Genomic DNA, 24,008 nt, shown 5'->3' with positions numbered 1-24,008 from the left:
GATGGATTGGGTAAGCAGGGGCCGGCCTCAGCCCGGCGTTTTCTCGCGCAGGAACACACGGGCCACGATGTTGAGCACCAGCACCGACAAGGTGATCAGCAACGCACCGCCCCAGGCCAGGCGGATCCAGTTGTCGTAGGGGCTCAGTGCGAACTGGAAGATCACCACCGGCAGGTTGGCCATGGGCGCGCCCATGTCGGTGCTGAAAAACTGGTTGTTCAGGGCAGTGAACAGCAGCGGTGCGGTCTCGCCACTGATGCGGGCCACCGCCAGCAGCAGGCCGGTCATGACACCGCTCTTGGCTGCACGCAGCGTGACCAGCGTGGCCACCTTCCAGCGCGGCGCACCGAGTGCGAAGGCCGCTTCGCGCAGGCTGCCCGGCACCAGGCGCAGCATGTTCTCTGTGGTTCGCACAACCACCGGCACGGCGATCAGCGACAGCGCCAGGCTGCCAGCCCAGCCCGAGAAGTTGCCCACCGTGGCCACGGCGATGGCGTAGACGAAGAGGCCGAGCACGATGGAGGGCGCCGACAGCATGATGTCGGTCACGAATCGGGTGAGCTCGGCGGTCTTGCTCTGGTCGCCGTATTCGGCCAGGTACACACCGGCGAACACGCCGATGGGCGTGGACACCAGCACCGAGAAGCCGACCATCATCAAGCTGCCGACGATGGCGTTGGCCAGGCCGCCGCCTTCACTGCCAGGCGCCGGGGTGGACTGGGTGAACATGTTCCAGTCCAGCGCGGCAAAACCGTTGGTGAGCAGCACGCTCAGGATCCACAGCAGCACCACCAGGCCCAGCACCATGGCGCCCATGGACAGCGTCAAGCCGATTGCGTTGGTACGCTGGCGGCCTTTGTAGAGTTGGTTGTTGAATTCCATGTCAGAACCCCTTGGCTTTTTCGGCGCGCATCATCAGGATCTTGGCCGCCGAGAGCACCAGGAAGGTGATCACGAACAGCAGGAAACCGAGGGCGAACAGGGTGGAGAGGTGGAAGTCGGCGGCTTCGCCGAATTCGTTGGCCAGGGTCGAGGCGATCGAGGTGCCGGGCGAGAACAGCGAGGTGGGCATGCGGTTGGCGTTGCCGATCACGAAGGTGACAGCCATCGTTTCGCCCAGCGCCCGGCCCAGGCCCAGCATGATGCCGCCGATCACGCCCTTTTGCGTGTAGGGCAGCACCACGTTGCGAACCACCTCCCAGGTGGTGCAGCCAAGGCCGTAGGCCGATTCGCGCAGGATGGGGGGCACGATCTCGAACACGTCGCGCATCACCGCCGCCACGAAAGGCAGCACCATGAAGGCCAGCACGATGCCGGCAGCCAGGATGCCGAAGCCGTTGGTGCTGCCGCCAAACAGGAAACCCACCAGCGGCATGCCACCGAGCACGTTTTGCACCGGCACCTGGAAGTAGTCGGCGAACAGGGGCGCAAACACGAACAGGCCGAACATGCCATAGATGATGGACGGCACAGCCGCCAGCAACTCCACCGCCGTGCCCAGCGGCCGGCGCAGCCACACGGGGCAGGTTTCGGTGAGGAAGAGCGCAATGCCGAAGGCCAGGGGAACGGCGATCAGCATGGCGATGGAGGCGCTGGCGATGGTGCCGACGATGGCAATCGCGGCACCGAATTCTTCGTTGATGATGTCCCACTCCACGCGCCAGATGAAGTTGAAACCGAACTTCTGGAAGGTGGGCCAGGCGTTGATGAACAGCGAGACGATGATGCCCATGAGGGCGATCAGCACCAACAGCGAAAAACTCTGCGTGACTCGATGAAACAGGACGTCTTGAAAGCGTTGCCGGCGGGCAATCGACGCCATGTTGGGGTTGTCCAGTTGAACGGACACAGGTTGCGAACTCATGGTGGTTCCCAGGCTCATGTTGACTCCCATCCGGAAAAGATCCGACCCCCACAAATCAGCATCCGCCGGCCAGACTGAACCGACCGGCGGATGCGACTTGGGAGGCAGCCTAACTTACTTGGCGATCTGCGTCCAAACCTTGGAGCGGATTTGGGCGGTCAGAGCGTCCGGCAGTGCGACGTAGTCCAGTTCGGCGGCCATGCCCTTGCCGTTCTTGAAGGCCCAGTCAAAGAACTTCAGCACTTCGGCGGACTGCGCCTTGTCGGCCGGATCCTTGTACATCAGGATGAACGAGGCCGTGCTCACGGGCCAGCTGGTGGCGCCCTTGGCATTCACCATCGAGATGCCCATGCCGGGCACGCTGAACCAGTCAGCGCCGGCGGCGGCAGCAGCGAAAGCGGCATCGTCCGGGCTCACGTACTTGCCGTCAGCGTTTTGCAGCTGCAGGAAGTTCATGTTGTTCTTCTTGACGTATGCGTACTCGACATAGCCCAGCGCGCCCTTGACACGGTTCACGTTGGCGGCCACGCCTTCGTTGCCCTTGCCACCGACCGACGAAGCAGCAGGCCACTTGACGGCGGCGCCTTTGCCCACGGTATCGGCCCATTCCTTGCTGACGGCGGTCAGGTAGTCGGTCCAGTTGAAGGTCGTGCCCGAACCGTCGGCGCGGTGCACCACGGTGATGTTCTGGTCAGGCAGGGTCTTGCCGGGATTCAGGGCAGCCAGCTTGGGGTCGTTCCACTTGGAGATCTTGCCCAGGAACATTTCGGCCAGCACGGGGCCGGTCACGCGCAGTTCGCCTGGCTTGAAGCCTTCGAGGTTGATCACGGGAACCGTGCCGCCGATGATGGCGGGGAACTGGACCATGCCGTCCTTGTCGAGGTCAGCGCCGGAGACGGGCGCATCGGTTGCACCGAAGGCCACGGTCTTGGCGCGGATCTGGCGAATGCCACCGGACGAGCCGATCGACTGGTAGTTCAGGCCGGTGCCGGTTTCTTTCTTGTAGGCCTCAGCCCACTTGGCGTAGATCGGGAAGGGGAAGGTGGCGCCAGCGCCGGTGATGTCGGCAGCGATGGCGGAGCCCATGCCGGCGGTGGCCATGGCGGCGGCGGCGACGGCCTGAAGAAAGATACGTTTGTTGATCATGGAGACTCCTAGCGGTTGGGAAAAGGAACACCGACGAGTCTAGGCAGGCAATGTGACAAGACTGTGACATCCGATGAATGTCACAAAAGCGGGGCGCAACCGGGTCCGTTCAACCGCCAAGTCACAGATACCGGGCCGGGCATGCGTCACAATCCGGGCTCGCCTGCTCCTGCCGTTCCTTTCCCGGGGCCTCCCTGGTCCGCCCATCCCTTTCGCATGCAAAACGGTACCTTACTTGCCGCCATCGACCTCGGCTCCAACAGCTTTCGGCTGGAAATCGGCCGCTACCACTCGGGCCACATCGAACGCATCGAGTACCTCAAGGAAACCGTGCGCCAGGGCAACGGGCTGGACGAGGAAAAAAACCTCAGCCAGGCGGCCATGGAGCGTGGCTGGGAGTGCCTGGCGCGGTTTGCCGAGCGCTTGCACGGTTTCAAGCGCCAGCAGGTGCGCGCCGTGGCCACCCAGACGCTGCGCGAGGCAAGAAACCGCGACGATTTCGTGCGTCAGGCCCAGGCCATCCTGGGATTTCCGATCGATGTGGTTTCTGGCTATGAAGAGGCTCGGCTGATCTACCAGGGGGTCTCGCGCCTGCTGCCCCATTCCGACGAAAAACGCCTGGTGGTCGACATCGGCGGGCGCTCCACCGAGATGATCATGGGCCAGGGTTATTCGGCCCGCGCCATGGAGTCCTACCACCTGGGCAGCGTGGCCTGGTCAACACGTTACTTCCCGCGTGGACAGTTCAGTGCTGCCGCTTTCAAAACGGCCGAGGTGGCCGCCAAGGCCGTGATCGAGGATGCACTGGACCGCTTTCCGCCGGCCGGCTGGACGGTGGCCTACGGCTCGTCGGGCACCGTGAGTGCGGTGGCCGACATGCTTGCAGCCAACGGCTGGGCCTCGGGTGTGGTCACCCGCTCGGGTCTGGACTGGCTGCTCGATCGCATGATCAAGTCGGGCAGTGCCGAGCAGATGCGCCTGGAGGGCCTGAAAGACGACCGCCGCCCGGTGATCGGCGGCGGCGTGAGCGTCCTGCGTGCGATCTTCGACCTGTTCGGCATCGAACAGATGCTGCCCGCCCAGGGTGCGCTGCGCCACGGCGCGCTCTACGACCTGATCGACCGCGACAGCGACGGCGGCGACGTGCGCGAGCGCACAGTCAACTGGCTGGCGCACCGTTTCTCCGCCGACGAGGCCCAAGGCAAAAGGGTGAGCACGGTGAGCACGGCGCTGTTTGCACAGATTGCGGCGGTGGATGCGCAAAACGGGCGCTATTCGCAAAAACTGGCCTGGGCGGCCCGGCTGCACGAGATCGGCACCCATATCTCGCATGAGCGCTCGCACCACCACGGCGCCTACATCCTGGACAACGTGGATGCACGCGGCTTTTCCCTGCCCGAGTTGCACCGCATGAGCCAGCTGGTGCTGGGGCAACGCGGCAAGCTGCGCAAGCTTGAAGCGGCGATGCAGGACGAGCTCTTTGCCAAACAGCTCATGGCCCTGCGCCTGGCCGTGCTGCTGTGCCATGCGCGGCAGATGCCCGAGCACGAGTCGGTCAAGCTCGCCTACAAGCCGGGCGTCTTCCGGCTGGCGACCAATCCGGGCTGGGCCAAGCGCTACCCGCAGTCCGCGTGGTTGCTCGGTGAAGAGGTGGTGGCCTGGCAAAAATCGGCCTGGAAGTTCACCGCCGACATCCGGTGAGGTGAGCACGCTGCCGGCGACACGGCGCCGGTTCCGGGGTGCAAACCATTGCCTCGCAAGCGGTTTTTTTGCCGTCATGACACCGTCACAATCATATAAACGATTTATACGGTTTATACTGCGCTCCGTTTCAATCACTTACGGAGTCACCCATGACCAGCCAGAACAGCAAAGTCAGCCCCAAGAAGCCCAAGCTCGTGCGCGACAGTTTCACCATTCCGAAGACGGAGTTCGCCGCCATTGAAACGCTCAAGACGCGCGCCATTGCCCTGGGCACCAGCGTGAAGAAAAGCGAACTGTTGCGTGCAGGGTTGATGGCGCTGCAGGGACTGAGCGACGCCGCCTACAAGGCAGCGCTGGGCGCCGTTCCCACGCTCAAGACCGGACGCCCCACGGGCACCGATCAGAAGCCCGCAGCGGCGAAGAAGGCCACGGTCAAGCCTGCGGCCAAGGCAGCGGTGAAAGCGCCCGCCAAGGCGGCGGCCAAGCCGGTTGCCAAACAGGTCGTGAAGGTCGCGGCCACCAAGGTCGCGGTCAAGCCGGCGGCCAAAAAGGCCGCGCCGGCGAAAAAGGTCGCGGCCGGCTGAGTCCTGGCGGGAGCGCCGGGCCACGGCGCTCCGCTCAGATCAGCTCAGGGGTCTGAACCGTGACCACCACGGTCTGGTTGCCGTGGCTGCGCTCGCGGTGCCTCAGCCACCACAGGGCCCCCTTTTTCACCGAACAGTCGTCCTCGGCGAGGTTGAGCAGGCGGGCGATCACCCGTCCCAGGGTGGGCTGATGACCCACCACCACCACCGGCGATTTGCCGTGCGGCCACTGCACCAGCTCCAGCAAGGCCAGCGGATCGCCTTCGGGCAGCAGTTCCTCGCGCATCTTGAACTTGCGTCCGAGCGCCAGCGCCGTCTGTTCGCAGCGCGCGGCCGGACTGCTCCAGATGCGGGCCGCGTCGGGCAACTGGCGGTCGAGCCAGGCGGCCATGCGCGCGGCCTGTTTCTCGCCGCGCGGGGTGAGGCGCCGTGCCAGGTCTTTCGCGTCGCCGGGCAACCCGGTCAGCAGATCGGGGTGTTCATGGGCCTCGGCGTGCCGCCAGAGAATCAGGTCCATGGTGCGGCCTTCCATCGCTATCCCTTGCTGCCGTAACGCGTCATCAGACTGGCCTGCGCCGAATGCATCACGGTGCGGGTCTTGCCGCTGCCGGTGATGTTCGCCGGCAGGTAGCGGCCGTCGGGCTGGAGCAGCCAGGCGTCCTTGGTGTCGTGCAGGTAGGCCGACAGGCACTCGTCAATGACCCGGTGGCGCAGCGCGCTGTCGGTCACTGGCCAGGCCAGCTCGATGCGGCGCAGCATGTTGCGGTTCATCCAGTCGGCGCTCGACAGCCAGAGCTCTTCGACGTCGCCGATGCGGAAATAGAACACCCGGGAATGCTCCAGCAGCCGCCCGATCACCGAGCGCACCCGCACGTTGTCGGTGAACCCCGGCACCTGCGCGGGCAGGATGCAGGCGCCGCGGATGATGAGGTCGATCTTCACGCCCTGCTGCGAGGCGGTGGCCAGTGCACGGGCCAGCTGCTCGTCGGTCAGCGCGTTCATCTTCACGATCACACGGGCATCCTGCCCCGCCTTGGCGGCCGCACCGGCCGCCTCGAGCTTGTCGAGCATGGCCTTGTGCAGGTGGAAGGGCGCGATCAGCGCCTTGTTGAGCTTGGGCAGGCGGTTCTGGCTGGCCAGGTGCAGGAAGATCTGCTCGAGGTCGGCGGTCAGCGCGTCGTCGGCCGTGAGGTAACTGATGTCGGTGTAGAGCCGCGCGGTGCCGGGGTTGTAGTTGCCGGTCGACAGGTGTGCGTAACGCTTGAGGCCGCTGGCTTCGCGACGGGTGATCAGCAGCATCTTGGCGTGGGTCTTGAGACCCACCACGCCGTAGACCACCTGGGCGCCCACCGACTCCAGCCGCTCGGCATAGTTGATGTTGGCCTCTTCGTCGAAGCGCGCCTTGAGCTCCACCACGGCAGTGACTTCCTTGCCGCGGCGCACCGCTTCGCGCAGCAGGTTCATCAGCTCCGACTTGGCGCCGGTGCGGTAGATGGTCTGCTTGATGGCGAGCACATCGGGGTCTTCCACCGCCTCGCGCAAGAAGGCCAGCACGGCGTCGAAGCTCTCGTAAGGCTGGTGGATCAGCACATCGCCCTGTTGCAGCCGCTCGAAATACGACTGCCCGGGGGTGAGCTGAATCGGCCAGCCCCCGTTGTAGGACTCGAAGCGCAGCGCCGGTGCCTCCACCTTGTCGATCAGCTGGTTCAGCCGCACCAGGTTCACCGGCCCCGCCACGCGGTACAGCGCCTGGGGCGGCAGTGCGAACTGCTCCAGCAGAAAGTGGGACAGGAATTCGGAGCAACCAGCCGACACCTCCAGGCGCAGGGCCTGGCCGTAATGGCGCTGCTGCAGGCCCTTGCGCAGTGCGGTGCGCAGGTTTTTCACTTCCTCTTCGTCCACCGCCAGATCGGAATGTCGCGTGACGCGGAACTGCGAGAACTCGGTGACCTGGCGGCCCGGGAACAGGTCGCCAAGGTGCGAGCGGATCAGGCTGGAGATGGAGACGAAGTGGGTCTGCCTGGAGCCCTTGATGGGCGGCATGCGGAAGAAGCGCGGCAGGATGCGCGGCACCTTGACGATGGCGATTTCGTTCTCGCGCCCGAAGGCGTCCTTGCCCGCCAGGCGCACGATGAAATTGAGCGACTTGTTGGCCACCTGCGGGAACGGATGCGCCGGATCAAGCCCCACCGGCATCAGCAGGGGTTGCACTTCATTGACGAAGAATTCCTTCACCCAGCGCCGCTGGCGCGGGTTGCGCTCGCCGTGCGAGATGAGCTTGATGCCCTTTTTCTCCAGCAGCGGCAGCAGTTCGTCGTTGTAGATGGCGTACTGCTGGGCGACCAGCGTGTGGATCTTCTCGGTCAGCCGTTCAAACGACTGCGCCGTGTAGAGGCCACGCTGTTCGTTGGTCTGGGCCGCCGTCAGGTGGGGCGCCACGCGGACTTCGAAGAACTCGTCGAGGTTGCTGGAGACGATGCTGAGGTAACGAAGGCGCTCGAGCAGCGGAACATCGGGGCGACGCGCCCAGTCCAGGACGCGTTCGTTGAAGGCCAGGATGCTGTGGTCGCGATCGAGGAAAGGAAACTTGCTGTTGGAGTTGTTGCCGCTCATGTCTGATCTTGTTGTCGACGGATGCGTCGCCCTGCCGGCTGGCGCCACGTGCGCGGTCGCCCCCGCACGCACTGTGACGATTATTCAACGAGAGGATGACGTTTGTGTGACAGTTTCGCGAGGGTCTCGGCCTCGTGCCCCAACACCGACAGGCCGGTGCGCTGTCGCTGGCGGCGGTGGCGCGGCAGCACCACGAGGTGGGACAAAAACAGCGCACTGGCCTTGCCCCAGCCGAACTGCAGGGCGCGGTCCCGCACTTCGTGGCGCTGCAGCTTGAGCGCCTCGTGCCAGGCCTCGCGCAGGTTCTCGCGCATGGCGCCCGCGCGGCTGTTGCCCAGCACCTGCATCGGTCCGTCGACCGGGTAGGCGGCCACGGGCACCCCGCTGGCCATGGCCTCCAGCATGGTGCGGCCAAAGGTTTCGCCGCGGGCCGGAAAGACGAACACATCGGCGCTGGCGTACACCTGCGCCAGTTCGTGCCGCGGCAGCACGCCCAGCCAGTGCACGTTGGGATGGCGCGCCCGCAGGCTGGAGGCCAGTGGCCCGACACCACAGACGATCTTGCTGCCGGGCACATCGAGCGCCAGAAAGGCCTCGATGTTCTTCTCGCGCGAGATGCGGCCCACGTACAGGCTGACCGGGTGCGCCAGCGGGCCCAGCGGCGCGCTGGGCCCGCTGCTGCCGGCCAGCGCAAACAGCCGCGTGTCCACGCCGTGTGTCCACAGGCGCAGGTGGCGAAACCCGCGCGATGCCAGCATGTCGAGCACGCCCTGGCTCGGCGCCATCACACCGCTGGAGGGGCTGTGAAACCAGCGCAGCCAGGCATAACCCCAGGCCAGTGGAAGACCGAACGCACCTTTGAGGATCTCGGGGAACTTGGTGTGAAACGCGGTGGTGAACGGCCAGCGGCGACGCAGGCAATGGCGCCGGGCAGCCCAGCCCAGCGGTCCTTCGGTGGCGATGTGGATCGCATCGGCGTCGGCCGCATCCATGAGTTCTCGCAGCCGTGCACCTGGAAACCAGGCCATCTCGATGTTCGGAAATCCCGGGCCAGGACGGGTGCGGAACTGCCCGGGCTGGATCACCACCACCTCGTGCCCGCTGATCTGCAACTGGCGGACCAGTTCAGCCAGTGTGGTGGCGACCGAATTCGCCTGGGGTTGCCAGGCGTCCGTCACGATCAGAATCTTCATGTGTGTCTCCCTTCTGTGCGCCTTGTGCCGCGGCCCGTGGAGTCCAGTGGACCAGCTCCAGTCGTCCGTCCATGTGCTCGACCAGCGCGGACAGGCTCTCCACCCAGTCACCATCGTTGCAGTACAGCGTGCCGTCGATGGTGCGCATTTCGGGACGGTGGATGTGCCCGCAGACCACGCCCTGGTAACCGCGCGAGCGCGCTTCGGCGGCCACCGCGCGTTCGAAGTCGGTCACGTAGTTCAGCGCGCTCTTGACCTTGTGCTTGAGGTATTGCGAGAGCGACCAGTAGGGCAGCCCCAGGCGGGCCCGCAGCGAGTTGAGGTGGCGATTGAGCTTGAGGGTGAACTCGTAGGCGTTGTCGCCCAGGTAGGCGAGCCATTTGGCGCACTGGATCACACCATCGAAATAGTCCCCGTGCACCACCCACAGCTGGCGGCCGTCGGCGGTGGTGTGAACGGCCTCGTTGGCCACTTCGATGCCACCGAAGTTGTGGCCGTCGAACTGGCGTGCGAACTCGTCGTGGTTGCCCGGCACGAACACCACGCGGCAACCCTTGCGCGAGCGGCGCAGCAGTTTCTGGATCACATCGTTGTGCGCTTGCGGCCAATACCATTTGCGGCGCAGTTGCCAGCCATCGATGATGTCGCCCACCAGGTACAGCGTCTGGCTTGGGTATTCCTTGAGGAAATCGAGCAAGGGCCGGGCCTGGCAGCCGGCAGTGCCCAGGTGCAGGTCGGAAATGAAAACGGCCCGAAAACGGGCACGTTCGCTGGGGTCCTGGGTGGCATCGTCGCCCCCGCTCTCCGGGTTCCACGCACCGCCTTGGGTGAATCCGGGCGGCAGGCCGCTCTTCAGAGCCCAGCCACCCGGAACGTCGAGGGCTGTTCGCATCAAGCCCCCAGAAAATGTTTGCGGTATCGCACCGGCAGCTCGCTGATGCGCATGAGCATCGGCAGGTCGGCGGCGTTGAAATCCGGGTCCCAGGCCGGTGGGCCCAGCACCTTGGCACCCAGGCGCAAGTAACCCTTGATCAGCGCCGGTGGCTCCACATCGAGCGTGTCGTCGAGCCGTTCGATCGGCAGCGGCAGGCGTGGGCGCACATGAAAGTCGATCGGTGCCAGGTGCCTGTCCTTGACCTGGCGCCAGATGCTGGCCGCTGCGTGCCCGCCGCCGACCATGCCGTGCGGGCCCTCGTGCTGCATCGGGATGCTGGCGCAGCCGATCATGGTGTCGAGCCGGTTGCGCACCATGAAGCCGGCCAGGGCACCCCACAGCGCCATGATCACGCCGCCGTGCCGGTGGTCGCGGTGCACGCAGCTGCGCCCCAGCTCCACCATGCGCTCGCGCACCGCACGCAGCCGGGTGAGGTCGAATTCGGTGTCGCTGTAGGTGCTGCCCACGCGCCGGGCCTGGGCCGGGGTGAGCACCCGGTAGGTGCCGATCACCTGCCGGGTGGCTTTGTCGCGCACCAGCAGGTGCTCGCAGAAATCGTCGAACAGGTCGACGTCGTGCCCGGGCACCGCGTTGGGCAGGCGCGCACCCATCTCGAGGGCGAACACGTCGAACCGGAGTTTTTGCGCCTCGCGCACCTCGCTCTGGTGACGCGCCCACGACACCTCGATGCCGTGCGGCAGCGGCAGGGCCGGCACGGCGGCGAGGTGGGTCTCGGGCACAACGGCGTGGGGGAGAAGGACTGTATTCATGAACATGCAGTGTGAAAACCGGCCATGACCCGCCCGAGGCAATCGCGTGAAGTTTTCATGACATGCACCCGTCCGGTTTTCACTTGTATAGTTCAAGTACTATTGAATGCTTGAAGTTCCATTGAAAGCCATGAGCCTCGCCGACACCCTGAACCTGGGCTGCGCCTGCCAGACGCTGTCGCTGCCACGACTGCGCGAACAGCTCGAGACCACACCGGCGCTCGGTGGACTGGCCGCGCGACTGGCCATCAGCCACCCGCACCTGTTTTCGGCCAGCGCCGTCTTTCTCGACAGCAGCGTGGCGCTGCACATCCAGCAAGCGGTGTCGGCCATCGAGCGTGTGATCGCGCTGCCGGCCTGGCAAGCGCAGGCGCTGGCGCGGGCACCGGCGACGGCCGCGCTGAGCCACGGGCCGGCGGGCGTGTTCATGGGCTACGACTTCCACCTCACCGACACCGGTCCGCGCCTGATCGAGATCAACAGCAACGCCGGCGGCGCCCTGCTCAATGCGGCCCTGGCGCGCGCCCACAGCGCCTGTTGCGAGGCCTTCGGCGAGCTGCTCGACCCGCCCGACGCGATGCGCTCGCTCGATGCGGTGTTCGTCGGCATGTTCCGCTCGGAATGGGCGTCACAGCGCGGCGGGGCACCACTGCGCACCGTGCTGATCGTGGACGACGCGCCCGCGGACCAGTACCTCGCACCCGAGTTCGAGCTGTTCCGTGAACTGTTCGCCGCGCACGGCCTGTGCGCGCTGGTGGCCGACGCGGCCGACCTGCAGTGGCGCAACGGTGCGCTGACCCACCCCGCCCTGCCCTCCGGCATGGCGGTGGACCTGGTCTACAACCGCCTGACCGACTTCTACCTGCAGGACCCGGCCCACGAGGCCCTGCGCCTGGCCCACCAGGCCGGCGCGGTGGTCCTCACGCCGCACCCGCGCACCCATGCCCTGTTCGCCGACAAACGCAACCTGGTGCTGCTGTCCGACAACGACTGGCTCGCGCGTCAGGGTGTGAGCGAGCCCGACCGTGCGCTGCTGCAGTCGGTGGTGCCCGCCACGCAGCGGGTGGACCCGGACCATGCCGATGCGCTCTGGGCTGCGCGGCGCAGGCTGTTTTTCAAGCCGGCCGCCGGCTTCGGCGCGCGAGCGGCCTACCGCGGCGACAAGCTCACACGACGCGTCTGGAGTGAGATCCTCGCCGGTGACTACGTGGCCCAGTCCCTGGTACCACCCAGCGAGCGGCTGGTGCAGGTGCAAGGCGAGCCCCGGCTGCTCAAGCTGGACCTGCGTGCCTACACCTACCGGGCTCAGGTGCAGTTGCTCGCGGCACGAACCTGGTCGGGCCAGACCACCAACTTCCGCACCGACGGCGGTGGCTTCTCGCCGGTGGTGGTGTTGTCCGGCGCGCCCGATCCGCTGTCACAGGCCGGTCACGAAGCCGTTCAACACTTCAACGTGCATTGAAAGACCCGGGACACCCCCGACCACCACAGGAAACGATCGATGAAAGTTGGCATCAACGGCATGGGGCGCATCGGCCGCCTGGCCCTGCGAGCAGCCCTCGGCGCGGCCGAGCGCGAAATCACCGACCCACGCGCAGGCAACCGGCTGGAGGTGGTTCACCTCAACGAACTCAAGGGGGGTGCCACCGCCATCGCCCACCTGCTGGCCTTCGACAGCGTGCAAGGGAAATGGCGGGCCGACATCGCCGCCGAGGGCGAGGACACCATCCGCATCGAACAGCAGCGCCTGTCGTTCTCTTCTCACGCCGCACCGGCTGACATCCCCTGGGGCGACCTGGGTGTGGACCTGGTGCTGGAATGCACCGGCAAGTTCCTCACGCCCGAAACCATCCAGGGCCACCTGGATCGTGGCGCCAAACGGGTCATCGTGGCAGCGCCGGTGAAGACAGGCGGTGTGCTCAACATCGTTGTGGGGGTCAATGAGTCGCTGTACCAACCCGCACGCGACCGCATCGTGACCGCCGCGTCCTGCACCACCAACTGTCTGGCGCCGGTGGTGAAGGTGGTGCACGAAGCCATCGGCATCCGGCACGGACAGATCACCACGCTGCACAACCCGACCAACACCAACCTGGTGGTGGACGCCCCCCACAAGGACCTGCGCCGCGCCCGCAGTGCGCTCATGAGCCTGGCGCCCACGACCACCGGCAGCGCGACCGCCATCGCGCTGATCTACCCCGAACTCAAGGGCAAGCTCAACGGCCACGCGGTGCGTGTACCGGCGCTCAACGCCTCGCTGACCGACTGCGTGTTCGAGCTGCAGCGCGAGACCACGGCGGAAGAAGTCAACGCCCTGTTCGCCGCTGCGGCACAGGGTCCGCTGGCCGGCATCCTCGGCTACGAGACACGCCCGCTGGTGAGCGTGGACTACGCACGCGACACCCGCTCGAGCATCGTGGACGCCCCGTCCACCATGGTCACCGACGGCACGCTGCTCAAGGTCTACGCCTGGTACGACAACGAGATGGGCTACGCCTGCCGCATGGTCGACCTGGCCTGCCACATGCAGGCCCAAGGCATCTGAACACGCCGTCCGGGCTGAGCCCCTTGCCTTCGGACTGAACCCCCTCCGTTCGGGCTGAGCCTGTCGAAGCCCTCGCACACCATGAACACCGCCGAACGCAACTACGCCATCGTCACCGCCGCCTACTGGGGCTTCACGCTCACCGACGGCGCGCTGCGCATGCTGGTGCTGCTGCACTTCTACCAACTCGGCTATTCGCCGTTCACGCTGGCGTTCCTGTTCCTGCTGTACGAGGCCGCCGGCATCGTTGCCAACTTCGTCGGCGGCTGGCTGGCCACGCGCTACGGCATCACACGCATGCTCACCGTGGGCCTGGTCACGCAGATCATCGGTTTTTCCGTGCTGTCCTTCCTCGACCCGGGCTGGAGCGCGGCCATGTCGGTGGCCTGGGTGGTGTTGGCCCAGGGCATCTGCGGCGTGGCCAAGGACCTCACCAAGACCGCCAGCAAGTCGGCCATCAAGGTCACGGCCGACCAGGCGAAAAACCAGGGGTCGGGCCAGCTCTTCAAGTGGGTGGCGTTTTTCACCGGCAGCAAGAACGCGATGAAGGGTGTCGGCTTCTTCCTGGGGGGCTTGCTGCTGCAGACACTGGGTTTCCAGCACGCGCTGTGGGCCATGGCCGCGCTGCTGGCGCTGGTGCTGGTGGGCGTGGTGACCTCGCTGCCGCAAATGATGGGCAAGAACAAGGCATCGAAGTCGGCGAAGGAGCTGTTTGCCAAGAACACCGGCGTCAACGTGCTGGCCGCCGCGCGCGTGGTGCTGTTCGGTGCGCGCGACGTGTGGTTTGTGGTGGGTGTGCCGGTGTACCTGTACTCGCAGGGCTGGACCTTCACCATGGTGGGAACGTTTCTGGCGGCCTGGACCATCGGCTACGGTGCGGTGCAGGCGATGGCGCCGGCCTTTGTGAAACGCAGCAGCGACGGCCTGAGCACCGAGGTGCCGGCCGCGCGGCTGTGGTCGGCCCTGCTGGCACTGGTGCCCATGGCCCTGGCGGTGGCGGTGGCACTGGACGTGCCGCACCTGCCCTGGGTGGTGGTGGGCGGGCTGGGCGTGTTCGGCTTTGCGTTCGCGGTGAACTCGTCGGTGCACTCGTATCTTGTGCTGGCCTACGCCGGCTCCGAGAAGGCGGCCGAAGACGTGGGCTTCTACTACGCCGCCAACGCACTGGGTCGCTTCAGCGGCACGCTGCTCTCGGGTCTGCTGTACCAGTGGGGCGGGCTGCTCTACGCCCTGCTCGGCTCCGCCCTCATGCTGGTGCTGTGCTGGCTGGCCACCCTCAAGCTGCCCACCCGTGCGAGCCTGCAACGCACCACCGCCTGAAGGAAATTCCATGGACGAAACCCAAGCCGTCAGATCCCTCGGTGCGCTCGCACAGGAGACTCGCCTGCGCATCTTCCGTGCGCTGGTGGCGCAGGGGCCGGAAGGCCTCACGCCGGGTCACCTCAGCGAAACACTGGGCGTGGCCAGCACAGCGCTGTCCTTCCACCTCAAGGAACTCAGCCACGCCGGGCTGGTGACCCAGCGGCGCGATGGCCGCCACCTGATCTACCGCGCCGAATTCGGTGCCATGAACGACTTGCTTCAATTCCTCACCGCCCACTGCTGCCAGGGTGAGCCCTGCGAAGTGACGACGGGTTCTTCCGCTGTTCCCACCTGCACCACCTGCTGAAAGGCATGCCATGTCCACCAATGTCCACAACGTCCTGTTCATCTGCACCGGCAATTCGGCGCGCAGCATCATGGCCGAGGCCATCCTCAACCAGCTCGGCGCGGGACGCTTTCGGGCCTGGAGCGCAGGGAGCCACCCGGCGGGCGAGGTCAACCCCAACGCGATCGAACTGCTGGAGCGCAACCGGTTCAAGACCACCGGTCTGCGCAGCAAGAACTGGGATGAATTCGCCGGCCCCGATGCACCGCCGATGAACTTCGTGCTCACGGTGTGCGACAAGGCCGCCGGCGAGGTTTGCCCCGTCTGGCCCGGGCAACCCATGTCGGCCCACTGGGGCGTGGAGGACCCGGCCGCGGTCAAGGGCAGCAGGGAGGTCATTCAGCGTGCGTTCAACGACTGCTTCATCGTGATGAACCGCCGCATCTCACTGCTCACCGTGCTGCCGATTGAAAAGCTCGACAAGCTCGCGCTGAAAAAGGAACTCGCCGACATCGGACAGGTGAAGGCCTGATGGGACTGTTCGAACGTTATCTGACGGTGTGGGTGGCGTTGGGCATTGCCGTCGGCGTGGGCCTGGGGCTGGTTGTGCCCGCCGCCTTTCAGGCGGTGGCTGCGATGGAGGTTGCGCAGGTCAACCTGGTGGTGGCGGTGTTCATCTGGGTGATGATTTACCCGATGATGATCCAGATCGACTGGCACGCCCTGCGCGATGTGGGCAGGAAGCCGCAGGGGCTCATGCTCACGCTGGTGGTGAACTGGCTCATCAAGCCCTTCACCATGGCCGCGCTCGGCGTGCTGTTCTTCCAATACATCTTCGCGCCCTGGGTCGATCCGCAGTCGGCCAGCGAGTACATCGCCGGCATGATCCTGCTGGGCGTGGCACCGTGCACGGCCATGGTGTTTGTGTGGAGCCAGCTCGTCAAGGGTGATGCCAACTACACGCTGGTGCAGGTGTCGATCAACGACCTGATCATGGTGGTGGCGTTTGCGCCCATCGCAGCGTTTCTGCTCGGTGTGACCAACGTGATCGTGCCGTGGGAGACGCTGCTGCTCTCCACCGTGCTGTATGTGGTGCTGCCCCTGGTCGCGGGCGTGCTCACGCGTCAGATGCTGCTGCGCGGTGGCCCCGCGGCCGTGACGGCCTTCGTGGCTGCGCTCAAGCCCTGGTCGGTGGTGGGGCTGATCGCCACCGTCGTGCTGCTGTTCGGTTTTCAGGCCCAGACCATCGTGCGCCAGCCGCTGGTGATCCTGCTGATCGCGGTGCCGCTGGTGATACAGAGCTACGGCATCTTCTTCATCGCATGGTGGGGCGCGAGGTGGCTCAAGCTGCCGCACAACGTGGCGGGGCCGGCCTGCCTGATCGGCACCTCCAACTTTTTCGAACTGGCCGTTGCCGTGGCCATCTCCTTGTTCGGCCTGAACAGCGGTGCAGCACTGGCCACCGTGGTGGGTGTGCTGGTCGAGGTGCCGGTGATGCTCTCGCTGGTGGCGCTGGTCAACGCCTGGCGACCTGCCGACAGCACCCTGCCCACCTGATGCAGCCGACTCCCATGACCACTGATGCTGCCCAGCGGCTTGCCGACGACCTGCCGCCCCTGGCCAGCGAACATTTCCAGGTGCCCGACGGGCAGCGCCTGCGTCCCGGCACCGGCTCCACCCACGCGCCGCGCATCTTGCTGCTGTACGGCTCCTTGCGGCAGCGCTCCTTCAGCCGGCTGCTGGTCGAGGAATCGGTGCGCCTGCTGCAGGCCATGGGGGCAGAGCCGCGCGTGTTCCATCCGGGCGGCCTGCCGCTGCCCGACGATGCGCCCGACACCCACCCCAAGGTGGTGGAGTTGCGCGCGCTGGCGGCCTGGGCCGAAGGCATGGTGTGGTGCTCACCCGAGCGCCACGGCGCCATGACCGGCATCATGAAAGCCCAGATCGACTGGATACCGCTGTCGCTCGGCGCGGTGCGGCCCACCCAGGGCAAGACGCTGGCGCTCATGCAGGTCTGCGGCGGCTCGCAATCGTTCAATGCCGTCAACCAGATGCGGGTGCTCGGGCGCTGGATGCGCATGTTCACCATTCCCAACCAGTCGTCGATCGCCAAGGCGTTTCAGGAGTTCGACGACAAGGACCGGCTCAAACCCTCGGCCTACCTCGACCGGGTGGTGGACGTGCTGGAAGAACTGGTGAAGTTCACCTGGCTGACGCGAGACGTCGCGCCCTACCTCGTCGACCGGTACAGCGAGCGCAAGGAAACCGCCGGGGAATTGATGAAGCGCGTGAACCAGGGCGCCCTCTGAGCGGTGGCGACGCGGCCTGAGAGAATACGGCGCTGTGACGCCCGACCTCTCCAGCCCACCCCACCCACTGCACTGCCACCCGGCCACACCGGCCGGCCTGCCGCTGCGTGTGACGGTGGCGGTGGACTCGAACAGCCAGGGTCTGCAACTGCGGTACACGGTGAGCGGCAACACCGCCGCCTTGCGCCTTCCGACCGCCACCGAGCCCGGCCCGGCCGACGGCCTGTGGCAACACACCTGCCTGGAGGCCTTTGTGGCGCCCGAGGCGGGCGAGAGTTATCGCGAGTTCAACTTCTCGCCGTCGGGCCAATGGGCGGCGTACCGGTTTGCGGGCGAACGGCAACACGACCCCTCGACCAAAGCGGTCCTGCCCGCGCCCCGCATGCAACTGGCCATCACGCCTTCACAACTGACCCTCGACGTTCACCTGCCGGCAGCGGCCCTGCCCTCACCCGCGGCGACGCTGCGCCTGGCGCTGTGCGCTGTGATCGAAGAACACGACGGGCGCCTGAGCTACTGGGCACTGCAGCACCCACAAACGCGTCCCGATTTCCACCACCCCGCCGGTCGCTCCCTGCGCCTGGCCCTGCCCTGACCCCAACCCATGCAATTCGGCCTTGATCGTTTCCTGCAAGACCCGGCCCTGCGCGTGCCGCTCGCTGGCCGCCGTGTGGCCTTGCTGGCCCATCCTGCGTCGGTCACGCGCGATCTCACCCACGCGCTCGATGCGCTGGCCGCCCTGCCCGATGTGACGCTGGCGGCCGCGTTCGGACCGCAGCACGGCCTGCGCGGCGACAAGCAGGACAACATGGTCGAGTCCTCCGACTACCTCGACCCCCGCCTGGGCGTTCCGGTGTTCAGCCTGTATGGCGAGGTGCGCCGCCCGACCGACGCCATGATGGCCAGCTTCGACGTGCTGCTGGTCGACCTGCAGGACCTCGGCTGCCGCATCTACACCTTCATCACCACGCTGCGCTATGTGCTGGAGGCGGCCGCGCAGCACGGCAAGTCGGTCTGGGTGCTGGACCGACCCAACCCCGCGGGTCGGCCCATCGAAGGGCTCACCTTGCGCGCAGGCTGGGAGAGCTTTGTGGGCGCCGGCCCCATGCCCATGCGCCACGGCATGACCATGGGTGAACTCGGGCACTGGTTCATCGCCACGCTGGGGCTGACGGTGGACTACCGCGTGATCACCATGAGCGGCTGGCAGCCGGATGCGGCCCCCGGCTTTGGCTGGCCCACCGAGCGCAGCTGGGTCAACCCCAGCCCGAACGCGGCCAACCTGAGCATGGCGCGCGCGTACGCGGGCACGGTGATGCTCGAGGGCACGACCTTGTCAGAAGGCCGTGGCACCACGCGCCCACTCGAATTGTTCGGTGCGCCCGGCATCGATGTGCCGCGCCTGCTGGGCGACATGCGCCGGATCGCACCCCACTGGATGCGCGGTTGCGTCTTGCGCCCGTGCTTCTTCGAGCCCACCTTTCACAAGCACCAGGGGCAGTTGTGTGCCGGGGTGCAGATCCATGTCGAAGACCCGACCCACTACGACCACGCGGCCTTCAAGCCCTGGCGGCTGCAGGCGCTGGCGTTTCGCGCGCTGCGCCTGCAGGCCCCGGACTACCCGCTGTGGCGCGATTTCGCCTACGAGTACGAGCACGAGCGGCTGGCGATCGACCTCATCAATGGCGGGCCGCTGTTGCGCGAATGGGTGGACGATGTGGCGGCCGGGCCCGAGGTGCTGGACACAGCGGCCACCGCCGATGAAGCGGCCTGGGCCGGGGCGCGACAACCCCATCTGCTGTATTGAGAGGCGACGGGCCGTCAGCGCCGGGGGCTGGGGCGCACTCTGCTCACAGCCATTTCTGCAGGAACCGGGCGCTGCCCATGGCCGGGTCCAACTGGTAGCCGGCATAGCCGATGCGCTCGTACAGGCGCACGGCGCCGGCGTTGCCCGAGAGCACCTCCAGCGTCATCTTCACCGCGCCACGCTCGCGGGCCATCGACTCGGCCAGCACCAGCATCTGCTCGGCAATGCGTCGGCCCCGGTGGCTGGCCAGCACGGCCACATCGTGCACGTTCACCAGGGGCTTGCAGGCGAAGGTGGAGAAGCCTTCGATGCAGTTGACCAGGCCCACGGGCTGCTCCCCGTCGAAGGCCAGCACGCTGTAGGCCTGCGGCCGAGCAGCGAGTTCGCGCACGAGGTTGGCGCGGGCAAATTCAGACAAGCCCTCGCCGCCGCCGGCCGGGTCGCTGGCGTAGGCGTGCAGGAGCGTCACCAGCGCCGCCGCGTGAAGCGGATCGGCGTAGTTCGCACGCACGACCGACACCCCGCTCATGCGGGCACCTGTGCCCGCACGGCCGCCACCAGCCGCTCGGCGCAATCCAGCGCTTGCTGCGCATCGCGCGCCTCCACCATCACCCGCAACAGGGGCTCCGTGCCACTGGCGCGGATCAGCACCCGCCCGGTCGCGCCCAGCTCGGCTTCCACCGCCTGTGTCTGTTGCGCGAGAAAAGTGTTGGTCTTCCAGTCCTGGCCGGGCTGCAGCCGGACATTGATCAAGGTCTGCGGAAACAGCGTCACATCGGCCAGCAGCTGCGACATGGTCTTGCCGCTGTCCACACAGGCGTGCAGCACCTGCAGGGCCGACACCAGGCCGTCGCCGGTGGTGTGACGGTCGAGCATCAACAGGTGGCCCGAACCTTCGCCGCCCAGCATCCAGCCGTGTTTTTCGAGCTCTTCGAGCACGTAGCGGTCGCCGACCCTGGCGCGCACGAACTTCACGCCACGCGCCTTCAGCGCCACTTCCACCGCCATGTTGGTCATGAGCGTGCCGACCACGCCAGGCACGTCGTGGTCACGAGCAATGCGATCGGACACGATCAGGTAGAGCAGTTCGTCGCCGTTGTAGAGACGACCTTGCGCGTCCACCATCTGCAGGCGATCGGCATCACCGTCGAGCGCGATGCCGAAATGCGCGCCATGTTCCCTGACCGCCTCGACCATCGCCTGCGGGTGGGTCGCACCCACCCCGTGATTGATGTTGAGCCCGTCGGGCGAGCAGCCGATCTTGATCACCTCGGCACCCAGTTCGTGGAACACCGCCGGTGCGATCTGGTACGCCGCGCCGTTGGCGCCATCCACCACGATTTTCAGGCCCTTGAGCGAGAGGTTGTTCGTGCAGGTGCTCTTGCAGAACTCGATGTAGCGGCCGGCCGCGTCTTCCATCCGGCGCGACTTGCCAAGTTCGGCCGACGCCGCCCAGACCGGGGGCTCGTCCAGCGCCGCCTCGACCGCATGTTCCCAGTCGTCCGGCAGCTTGGTGCCCAGCGCACTGAAGAACTTGATGCCGTTGTCGGCAAACGGATTGTGGCTGGCCGAGATCACCACGCCGAGATCGGCGCGCTGGGCCCGGGTGAGGTAGGCCACCGCCGGCGTGGGCACGGGACCGAGCAGTACCACGTCCACACCCGCCGAGTTGAATCCCGACTCCAGCGCGGCCTCGAGCATGTAGCCGGAGATGCGCGTGTCCTTGCCGATCAGCACGGTGGGGTGCGACTCGGTGCGGCGCAGCACCCGGCCCACGGCGTGAGCCAGGCGCAGGACGAAGTCGGGTGTGATGGGCGCTTGACCGACTGTGCCGCGAATGCCGTCGGTACCAAAAAATTTGCGGGGCATGTCGTGTTCTCTGTCGTGTTCTGTGGGGAATGGGGCGGGCGCCGCGTGAAGCCGTGCGCCCTGCCAAAGGGGTACACGATTATCGCGGTGCGGGCGGCACCCACCCGGGCTGGATGGCCTGCCAGATGCGCAGCGCGTCCACCGTCTCGCGCACGTCGTGCACGCGCACCACCCGGGCGCCGCGCTCGACCGCCAGCAGCGCCGCCGCCACACTGGCACTGACCCGTTCGGCGGGCACCTCGCGGGCGGTGACCGCACCCAGTGAAGACTTGCGCGACCAGCCCGCCAGCATGGGCCAGCCCAGCGCCATGAGTTCGTTCTGACGCGCCAGCAGGCTGAAGTTCTGCGCCACGGTCTTGCCGAACCCCACGCCGGCATCGAGCACGATGCGTTCGTGCGCCACGCCGCGTTCCACGAGCGCATGGGCCCGATCGCGCAGGAAGGCGCCGACCGCCGGCAACACGTCACCTTCCATCGGCGCCACCTGCATGGTCTGCGGATCGCGGTGCATGTGCATGAGGCACACACCGCATCGCGGGTGTGTGGCCACCACGTCCAGTGCAGCGCCACGCCGCAGCGCCCAGATGTCGTTGACGATGTCGGCGCCGGCGTCGAGCACGGCCTTCATCACCTCGGGCTTGCAGGTGTCCACGGACACCGGCACACCCAGCCGGACCGCCTCCCGCACCACGGGCAGCACCCGGGCGAGCTCCTCATCGAGCGGCACCGCCGGGCTGCCGGGACGGGTCGACTCACCGCCGATGTCGAGCAGCCGGGCGCCGTCATGAATGAGCCTTTCACAGTGCGCGAGCGCGGCCGAGGTACCGGCATGCTGTCCGCCGTCCGAAAAGGAGTCCGGCGTCACATTGACGATGCCCATGACCTGCGGGGTCGAGAGATCGATGTCGAAACGGGTGGTCTGCCAGTGCATGAAGCCAACTTTGGTCGGAAACGACAACGGGGCCGAAGCCCCGTGTGTCTGGTCGGAAAGCGCGGCCGCTCAGGCGGCCGTGGGTGCCGGGTCGGTGGCCACGGCGGGTGAGCCGCCACTGCCGCCGCCGCCACCCACCGAGGGGTTGCGCGGCGTCCAGTCCTTGGGAGGACGGGGCGGTTTGCCGGCCATGATGTCGTCGATCTGCTCGGCGTCGATGGTTTCCCACTCCAGCAAGGCCTTGGCCATCGCGTGCATCTTGTCGCTGTTTTCCTCGATCAGGTCGCGGGCCAGCTTGTACTGCGCGTCGATGATGCGGCGAACCTCGGCGTCCACCTTCTGCATGGTCGACTCGCTCATGTTGGTGGTCTTGGTGACCGAGCGGCCCAGGAACACTTCACCTTCGTTCTCTGCATAGACCATCGGGCCCAGGGCGTCGGTCATGCCGTAGCGCATGACCATGTCGCGGGCGATGGTGGTGGCGCGCTCGAAGTCGTTGCTGGCGCCGGTGGTCATCTGGTTCATGAACACTTCTTCGGCGATGCGGCCGCCGAACAGCATGCTGATCTGGTTCAGCATGTAGTCCTTGTCGTAGCTGTAGCGGTCCTGCGCCGGCAGACTCATGGTCACCCCCAGCGCGCGACCGCGCGGGATGATGGTGACCTTGTGCACCGGGTCGCACTTGGGCAACAGCTTGCCGATCAGGGCGTGGCCTGACTCGTGGTAGGCCGTGTTGCGGCGCTCTTCCTCGGGCATCACCATGCTCTTGCGCTCGGGGCCCATGAAGATCTTGTCCTTGGCCTTCTCGAAGTCCTGCATCTCGACCACGCGGGCATTGCGCCGCGCCGCCATCAGGGCCGCTTCGTTGCACAGGTTGGCCAGATCGGCGCCGCTCATGCCGGGAGTACCGCGTGCGATCACGCTGGGGTTCACGTCGGTGCCCAAAGGCACCTTGCGCATGTGCACGTTCAGGATCTGCTCGCGGCCGCGGATGTCGGGCAGCGTCACATAAACCTGGCGGTCGAAACGACCCGGGCGCAACAGGGCGGCGTCCAGGATGTCCGGGCGGTTGGTGGCCGCGACCACGATCACGCCCAGGTTGGTCTCGAAGCCGTCCATCTCGACCAGCATCTGGTTGAGGGTCTGCTCGCGTTCGTCGTTGCCACCGCCCAGGCCGGCGCCACGCTGGCGACCCACCGCATCGATTTCATCGATGAAGATGATGCAGGGTGCGTTTTTCTTGGCGTTGTCGAACATGTCGCGGACCCGGGCTGCGCCCACGCCGACGAACATTTCAACGAAGTCGGAGCCCGAGATGCTGAAGAACGGCACCTTGGCTTCGCCTGCGATGCCCTTGGCCAGCAAGGTCTTGCCGGTACCGGGCGGGCCAACCAGCAGCAGTCCGCGCGGGATGCGTCCGCCGAGCTTCTGGAACTTGGCCGGGTCCTTGAGGAAGTCCACGACCTCTTTCACCTCTTCCTTGGCCTCGTCGCAGCCGGCGACATCGGCGAAGGTCACGGTGTTGTTGTTTTCGTCGAGCATGCGGGCCTTGCTCTTGCCGAAGCTGAACGCCCCGCCCTTGCCCCCGCCCTGCATCTGTCGCATGAAATAGATCCACACGCCGATCAGCAGCAGCATCGGGCCCCAGCTGACCAGCAGCGTCATGAGCAGCGAGCCTTCTTCGCGCGGGCGCACGTCGAACTTCACGTCGTTACTGATCAGGTCGCCCACCAGACCGCGGTCGAGGTAGGTGGCCGTCGTGCGCACGCGGCGATCGTCCTGCGTGATCGCAACGATCTCGGTGCCACCCTGGCCCTCCTGGATGGTGGCGCTCTTGATGCGCCGGGCCTTGACCTCGTCGAGGAACTCGGAATACCCCATGTAGCCCGAACCCGCAGCGGAGCGCGTGTCGAACTGCTTGAAGACGGTGAAAAGCACCATGGCGATGACCATCCACACGGCGATTTTCGAAAACCACTGATTGTTCAAGTGCAGCTCCTGGAAACGGTATTGGCGGTTATGCGCATCTGGGCCTCATTCTAGGACTTTCAAGCAGAACTGCCCGATATCGGTGACGAGGTTGTGTCAATG

The 24,008-nt window shown here is 66.3% G+C and carries 23 protein-coding genes; 11 read left to right on the top strand and 12 right to left on the bottom strand.

The features are described from left to right. Positions 1 to 27: 27 nt before the first annotated feature. From pstA to pstS, 3 genes are all read right to left on the bottom strand, one after another. Complete coding sequence (pstA, locus tag QUV35_RS08395; RefSeq protein WP_300872630.1) at positions 28 to 882, bottom strand: phosphate ABC transporter permease PstA; 855 nt, start codon at positions 880 to 882, stop codon at positions 28 to 30. A gap of 1 nt (position 883) precedes the next feature. Further along, positions 884 to 1,864, bottom strand: a complete 981-nt coding sequence (gene pstC, locus QUV35_RS08390) for a phosphate ABC transporter permease subunit PstC (RefSeq protein ID WP_300872628.1) — start codon at positions 1,862 to 1,864, stop codon at positions 884 to 886. Between the two features lie 114 nt (positions 1,865 to 1,978). Then, complete coding sequence (pstS, locus tag QUV35_RS08385) at positions 1,979 to 3,010, bottom strand: phosphate ABC transporter substrate-binding protein PstS (RefSeq protein WP_300872626.1); 1,032 nt, start codon at positions 3,008 to 3,010, stop codon at positions 1,979 to 1,981. A 216-nt stretch (positions 3,011 to 3,226) separates the two neighbouring features. Here pstS and ppx point away from each other — a divergent pair, with 216 nt between their 5' ends. Both ppx and QUV35_RS18915 read left to right on the top strand, forming a co-directional pair. Next, the gene (gene ppx / locus QUV35_RS08380; protein ID WP_300872624.1) at positions 3,227 to 4,711 is read left to right on the top strand and encodes an exopolyphosphatase; all 1,485 of its coding nucleotides are present in this window, start codon (positions 3,227 to 3,229) and stop codon (positions 4,709 to 4,711) included. A 152-nt stretch (positions 4,712 to 4,863) separates the two neighbouring features. After that, positions 4,864 to 5,298 (top strand): hypothetical protein, encoded by a 435-nt coding sequence (locus QUV35_RS18915; RefSeq protein WP_366945413.1) that lies wholly within the window; start codon positions 4,864 to 4,866, stop codon positions 5,296 to 5,298. Positions 5,299 to 5,332: 34 nt separating this feature from the next. Here QUV35_RS18915 and QUV35_RS08370 read toward each other — a convergent pair whose 3' ends face one another. The 5 genes from QUV35_RS08370 to QUV35_RS08350 form a co-directional block, all read right to left on the bottom strand. Further along, positions 5,333 to 5,815 (bottom strand): histidine phosphatase family protein, encoded by a 483-nt coding sequence (locus tag QUV35_RS08370; protein WP_300872622.1) that lies wholly within the window; start codon positions 5,813 to 5,815, stop codon positions 5,333 to 5,335. A gap of 17 nt (positions 5,816 to 5,832) precedes the next feature. Further along, complete coding sequence (gene ppk1, locus QUV35_RS08365) at positions 5,833 to 7,911, bottom strand: polyphosphate kinase 1 (protein ID WP_300872619.1); 2,079 nt, start codon at positions 7,909 to 7,911, stop codon at positions 5,833 to 5,835. A gap of 80 nt (positions 7,912 to 7,991) precedes the next feature. Continuing rightward, a complete protein-coding gene (locus QUV35_RS08360; RefSeq protein ID WP_300872617.1) occupies positions 7,992 to 9,104 on the bottom strand; it encodes a glycosyltransferase family 1 protein in 1,113 nt (370 codons plus the stop codon). Continuing rightward, the gene (locus QUV35_RS08355) at positions 9,037 to 9,996 is read right to left on the bottom strand and encodes a UDP-2,3-diacylglucosamine diphosphatase (protein WP_300872614.1); all 960 of its coding nucleotides are present in this window, start codon (positions 9,994 to 9,996) and stop codon (positions 9,037 to 9,039) included. The genes QUV35_RS08360 and QUV35_RS08355 overlap by 68 nt, the downstream gene beginning before the upstream one ends. Further along, positions 9,996 to 10,808: a GNAT family N-acyltransferase gene (locus tag QUV35_RS08350; protein WP_300872612.1), complete on the bottom strand. Its 813-nt coding sequence runs from the start codon at positions 10,806 to 10,808 to the stop codon at positions 9,996 to 9,998. Before QUV35_RS08350 ends, QUV35_RS08355 begins: the two co-directional genes overlap by 1 nt. A gap of 130 nt (positions 10,809 to 10,938) precedes the next feature. On the opposite strand from QUV35_RS08350, the gene QUV35_RS08345 reads away from it, so the two are divergent. The 9 genes from QUV35_RS08345 to QUV35_RS08305 all read left to right on the top strand — a co-directional run bounded on the left by QUV35_RS08345 (position 10,939) and on the right by QUV35_RS08305 (position 19,117). Next, the gene (locus tag QUV35_RS08345; protein ID WP_300872610.1) at positions 10,939 to 12,270 is read left to right on the top strand and encodes a hypothetical protein; all 1,332 of its coding nucleotides are present in this window, start codon (positions 10,939 to 10,941) and stop codon (positions 12,268 to 12,270) included. Between the two features lie 39 nt (positions 12,271 to 12,309). Further along, on the top strand, positions 12,310 to 13,353 hold the full coding sequence (locus QUV35_RS08340; protein ID WP_300872608.1) for an ArsJ-associated glyceraldehyde-3-phosphate dehydrogenase: 1,044 nt from the start codon (positions 12,310 to 12,312) through the stop codon (positions 13,351 to 13,353). 81 nt (positions 13,354 to 13,434) lie between these two features. Then, entirely contained in the window at positions 13,435 to 14,673 is a 1,239-nt protein-coding gene (gene arsJ, locus QUV35_RS08335) for an organoarsenical effux MFS transporter ArsJ (protein ID WP_300872606.1), read from the top strand. A gap of 10 nt (positions 14,674 to 14,683) precedes the next feature. Next, entirely contained in the window at positions 14,684 to 15,022 is a 339-nt protein-coding gene (locus QUV35_RS08330) for a metalloregulator ArsR/SmtB family transcription factor (protein ID WP_300872604.1), read from the top strand. Positions 15,023 to 15,032: 10 nt separating this feature from the next. Continuing rightward, positions 15,033 to 15,533, top strand: a complete 501-nt coding sequence (locus QUV35_RS08325; RefSeq protein WP_300872602.1) for an arsenate reductase ArsC — start codon at positions 15,033 to 15,035, stop codon at positions 15,531 to 15,533. Then, positions 15,533 to 16,558: an ACR3 family arsenite efflux transporter gene (gene arsB, locus QUV35_RS08320; protein WP_300872600.1), complete on the top strand. Its 1,026-nt coding sequence runs from the start codon at positions 15,533 to 15,535 to the stop codon at positions 16,556 to 16,558. Before QUV35_RS08325 ends, arsB begins: the two co-directional genes overlap by 1 nt. A gap of 14 nt (positions 16,559 to 16,572) precedes the next feature. Continuing rightward, positions 16,573 to 17,310 (top strand): arsenical resistance protein ArsH, encoded by a 738-nt coding sequence (gene arsH, locus QUV35_RS08315; RefSeq protein ID WP_300872598.1) that lies wholly within the window; start codon positions 16,573 to 16,575, stop codon positions 17,308 to 17,310. Between the two features lie 34 nt (positions 17,311 to 17,344). Beyond that, positions 17,345 to 17,905: a DOMON-like domain-containing protein gene (locus QUV35_RS08310; protein ID WP_300872596.1), complete on the top strand. Its 561-nt coding sequence runs from the start codon at positions 17,345 to 17,347 to the stop codon at positions 17,903 to 17,905. 9 nt (positions 17,906 to 17,914) lie between these two features. Next, positions 17,915 to 19,117, top strand: coding sequence for a DUF1343 domain-containing protein (locus QUV35_RS08305; protein ID WP_300872594.1), 1,203 nt, complete (start codon positions 17,915 to 17,917; stop codon positions 19,115 to 19,117). 43 nt (positions 19,118 to 19,160) lie between these two features. On the opposite strand, the gene QUV35_RS08300 is transcribed toward QUV35_RS08305, so the two are convergent. The 4 genes from QUV35_RS08300 to ftsH all read right to left on the bottom strand — a co-directional run bounded on the left by QUV35_RS08300 (position 19,161) and on the right by ftsH (position 23,906). Then, positions 19,161 to 19,646, bottom strand: coding sequence for a GNAT family N-acetyltransferase (locus QUV35_RS08300; RefSeq protein ID WP_300872592.1), 486 nt, complete (start codon positions 19,644 to 19,646; stop codon positions 19,161 to 19,163). Further along, positions 19,643 to 20,986, bottom strand: coding sequence for a phosphoglucosamine mutase (glmM, locus tag QUV35_RS08295; protein WP_300872590.1), 1,344 nt, complete (start codon positions 20,984 to 20,986; stop codon positions 19,643 to 19,645). Before glmM ends, QUV35_RS08300 begins: the two co-directional genes overlap by 4 nt. Positions 20,987 to 21,065: 79 nt before the next feature. Then, positions 21,066 to 21,917 carry a dihydropteroate synthase gene (folP, locus tag QUV35_RS08290; protein ID WP_300872588.1) on the bottom strand — a complete coding sequence of 284 codons (852 nt, stop codon included), beginning with the start codon at positions 21,915 to 21,917 and terminating at the stop codon, positions 21,066 to 21,068. A 69-nt stretch (positions 21,918 to 21,986) separates the two neighbouring features. Then, positions 21,987 to 23,906: an ATP-dependent zinc metalloprotease FtsH gene (gene ftsH, locus QUV35_RS08285; protein WP_300872586.1), complete on the bottom strand. Its 1,920-nt coding sequence runs from the start codon at positions 23,904 to 23,906 to the stop codon at positions 21,987 to 21,989. Positions 23,907 to 24,008 lie beyond the last annotated feature (102 nt).

This window comes from Hydrogenophaga sp. (genome assembly GCF_030373225.1).
Lineage (GTDB): Bacteria > Pseudomonadota > Gammaproteobacteria > Burkholderiales > Burkholderiaceae_C > Hydrogenophaga.
This window is presented reverse-complemented; position numbering and strand designations above follow the sequence as displayed.

What these genes read in the sequence shown, in the direction of transcription:
- pstA (WP_300872630.1), bottom strand. Translation starts at nt 882, where the DNA reads ATGGAATTCAACAACCAACTCTACAAAGGCCGCCAGCGTACCAACGCA.
- pstC (WP_300872628.1), bottom strand. Translation starts at nt 1,864, where the DNA reads ATGAGTTCGCAACCTGTGTCCGTTCAACTGGACAACCCCAACATGGCG.
- pstS (WP_300872626.1), bottom strand. Translation starts at nt 3,010, where the DNA reads ATGATCAACAAACGTATCTTTCTTCAGGCCGTCGCCGCCGCCGCCATG.
- ppx (WP_300872624.1), top strand. Translation starts at nt 3,227, where the DNA reads ATGCAAAACGGTACCTTACTTGCCGCCATCGACCTCGGCTCCAACAGC.
- QUV35_RS18915 (WP_366945413.1), top strand. Translation starts at nt 4,864, where the DNA reads ATGACCAGCCAGAACAGCAAAGTCAGCCCCAAGAAGCCCAAGCTCGTG.
- QUV35_RS08370 (WP_300872622.1), bottom strand. Translation starts at nt 5,815, where the DNA reads ATGGACCTGATTCTCTGGCGGCACGCCGAGGCCCATGAACACCCCGAT.
- ppk1 (WP_300872619.1), bottom strand. Translation starts at nt 7,911, where the DNA reads ATGAGCGGCAACAACTCCAACAGCAAGTTTCCTTTCCTCGATCGCGAC.
- QUV35_RS08360 (WP_300872617.1), bottom strand. Translation starts at nt 9,104, where the DNA reads ATGAAGATTCTGATCGTGACGGACGCCTGGCAACCCCAGGCGAATTCG.
- QUV35_RS08355 (WP_300872614.1), bottom strand. Translation starts at nt 9,996, where the DNA reads ATGCGAACAGCCCTCGACGTTCCGGGTGGCTGGGCTCTGAAGAGCGGC.
- QUV35_RS08350 (WP_300872612.1), bottom strand. Translation starts at nt 10,808, where the DNA reads ATGAATACAGTCCTTCTCCCCCACGCCGTTGTGCCCGAGACCCACCTC.
- QUV35_RS08345 (WP_300872610.1), top strand. Translation starts at nt 10,939, where the DNA reads ATGAGCCTCGCCGACACCCTGAACCTGGGCTGCGCCTGCCAGACGCTG.
- QUV35_RS08340 (WP_300872608.1), top strand. Translation starts at nt 12,310, where the DNA reads ATGAAAGTTGGCATCAACGGCATGGGGCGCATCGGCCGCCTGGCCCTG.
- arsJ (WP_300872606.1), top strand. Translation starts at nt 13,435, where the DNA reads ATGAACACCGCCGAACGCAACTACGCCATCGTCACCGCCGCCTACTGG.
- QUV35_RS08330 (WP_300872604.1), top strand. Translation starts at nt 14,684, where the DNA reads ATGGACGAAACCCAAGCCGTCAGATCCCTCGGTGCGCTCGCACAGGAG.
- QUV35_RS08325 (WP_300872602.1), top strand. Translation starts at nt 15,033, where the DNA reads ATGTCCACCAATGTCCACAACGTCCTGTTCATCTGCACCGGCAATTCG.
- arsB (WP_300872600.1), top strand. Translation starts at nt 15,533, where the DNA reads ATGGGACTGTTCGAACGTTATCTGACGGTGTGGGTGGCGTTGGGCATT.
- arsH (WP_300872598.1), top strand. Translation starts at nt 16,573, where the DNA reads ATGACCACTGATGCTGCCCAGCGGCTTGCCGACGACCTGCCGCCCCTG.
- QUV35_RS08305 (WP_300872594.1), top strand. Translation starts at nt 17,915, where the DNA reads ATGCAATTCGGCCTTGATCGTTTCCTGCAAGACCCGGCCCTGCGCGTG.
- QUV35_RS08300 (WP_300872592.1), bottom strand. Translation starts at nt 19,646, where the DNA reads ATGAGCGGGGTGTCGGTCGTGCGTGCGAACTACGCCGATCCGCTTCAC.
- glmM (WP_300872590.1), bottom strand. Translation starts at nt 20,986, where the DNA reads ATGCCCCGCAAATTTTTTGGTACCGACGGCATTCGCGGCACAGTCGGT.
- folP (WP_300872588.1), bottom strand. Translation starts at nt 21,917, where the DNA reads ATGCACTGGCAGACCACCCGTTTCGACATCGATCTCTCGACCCCGCAG.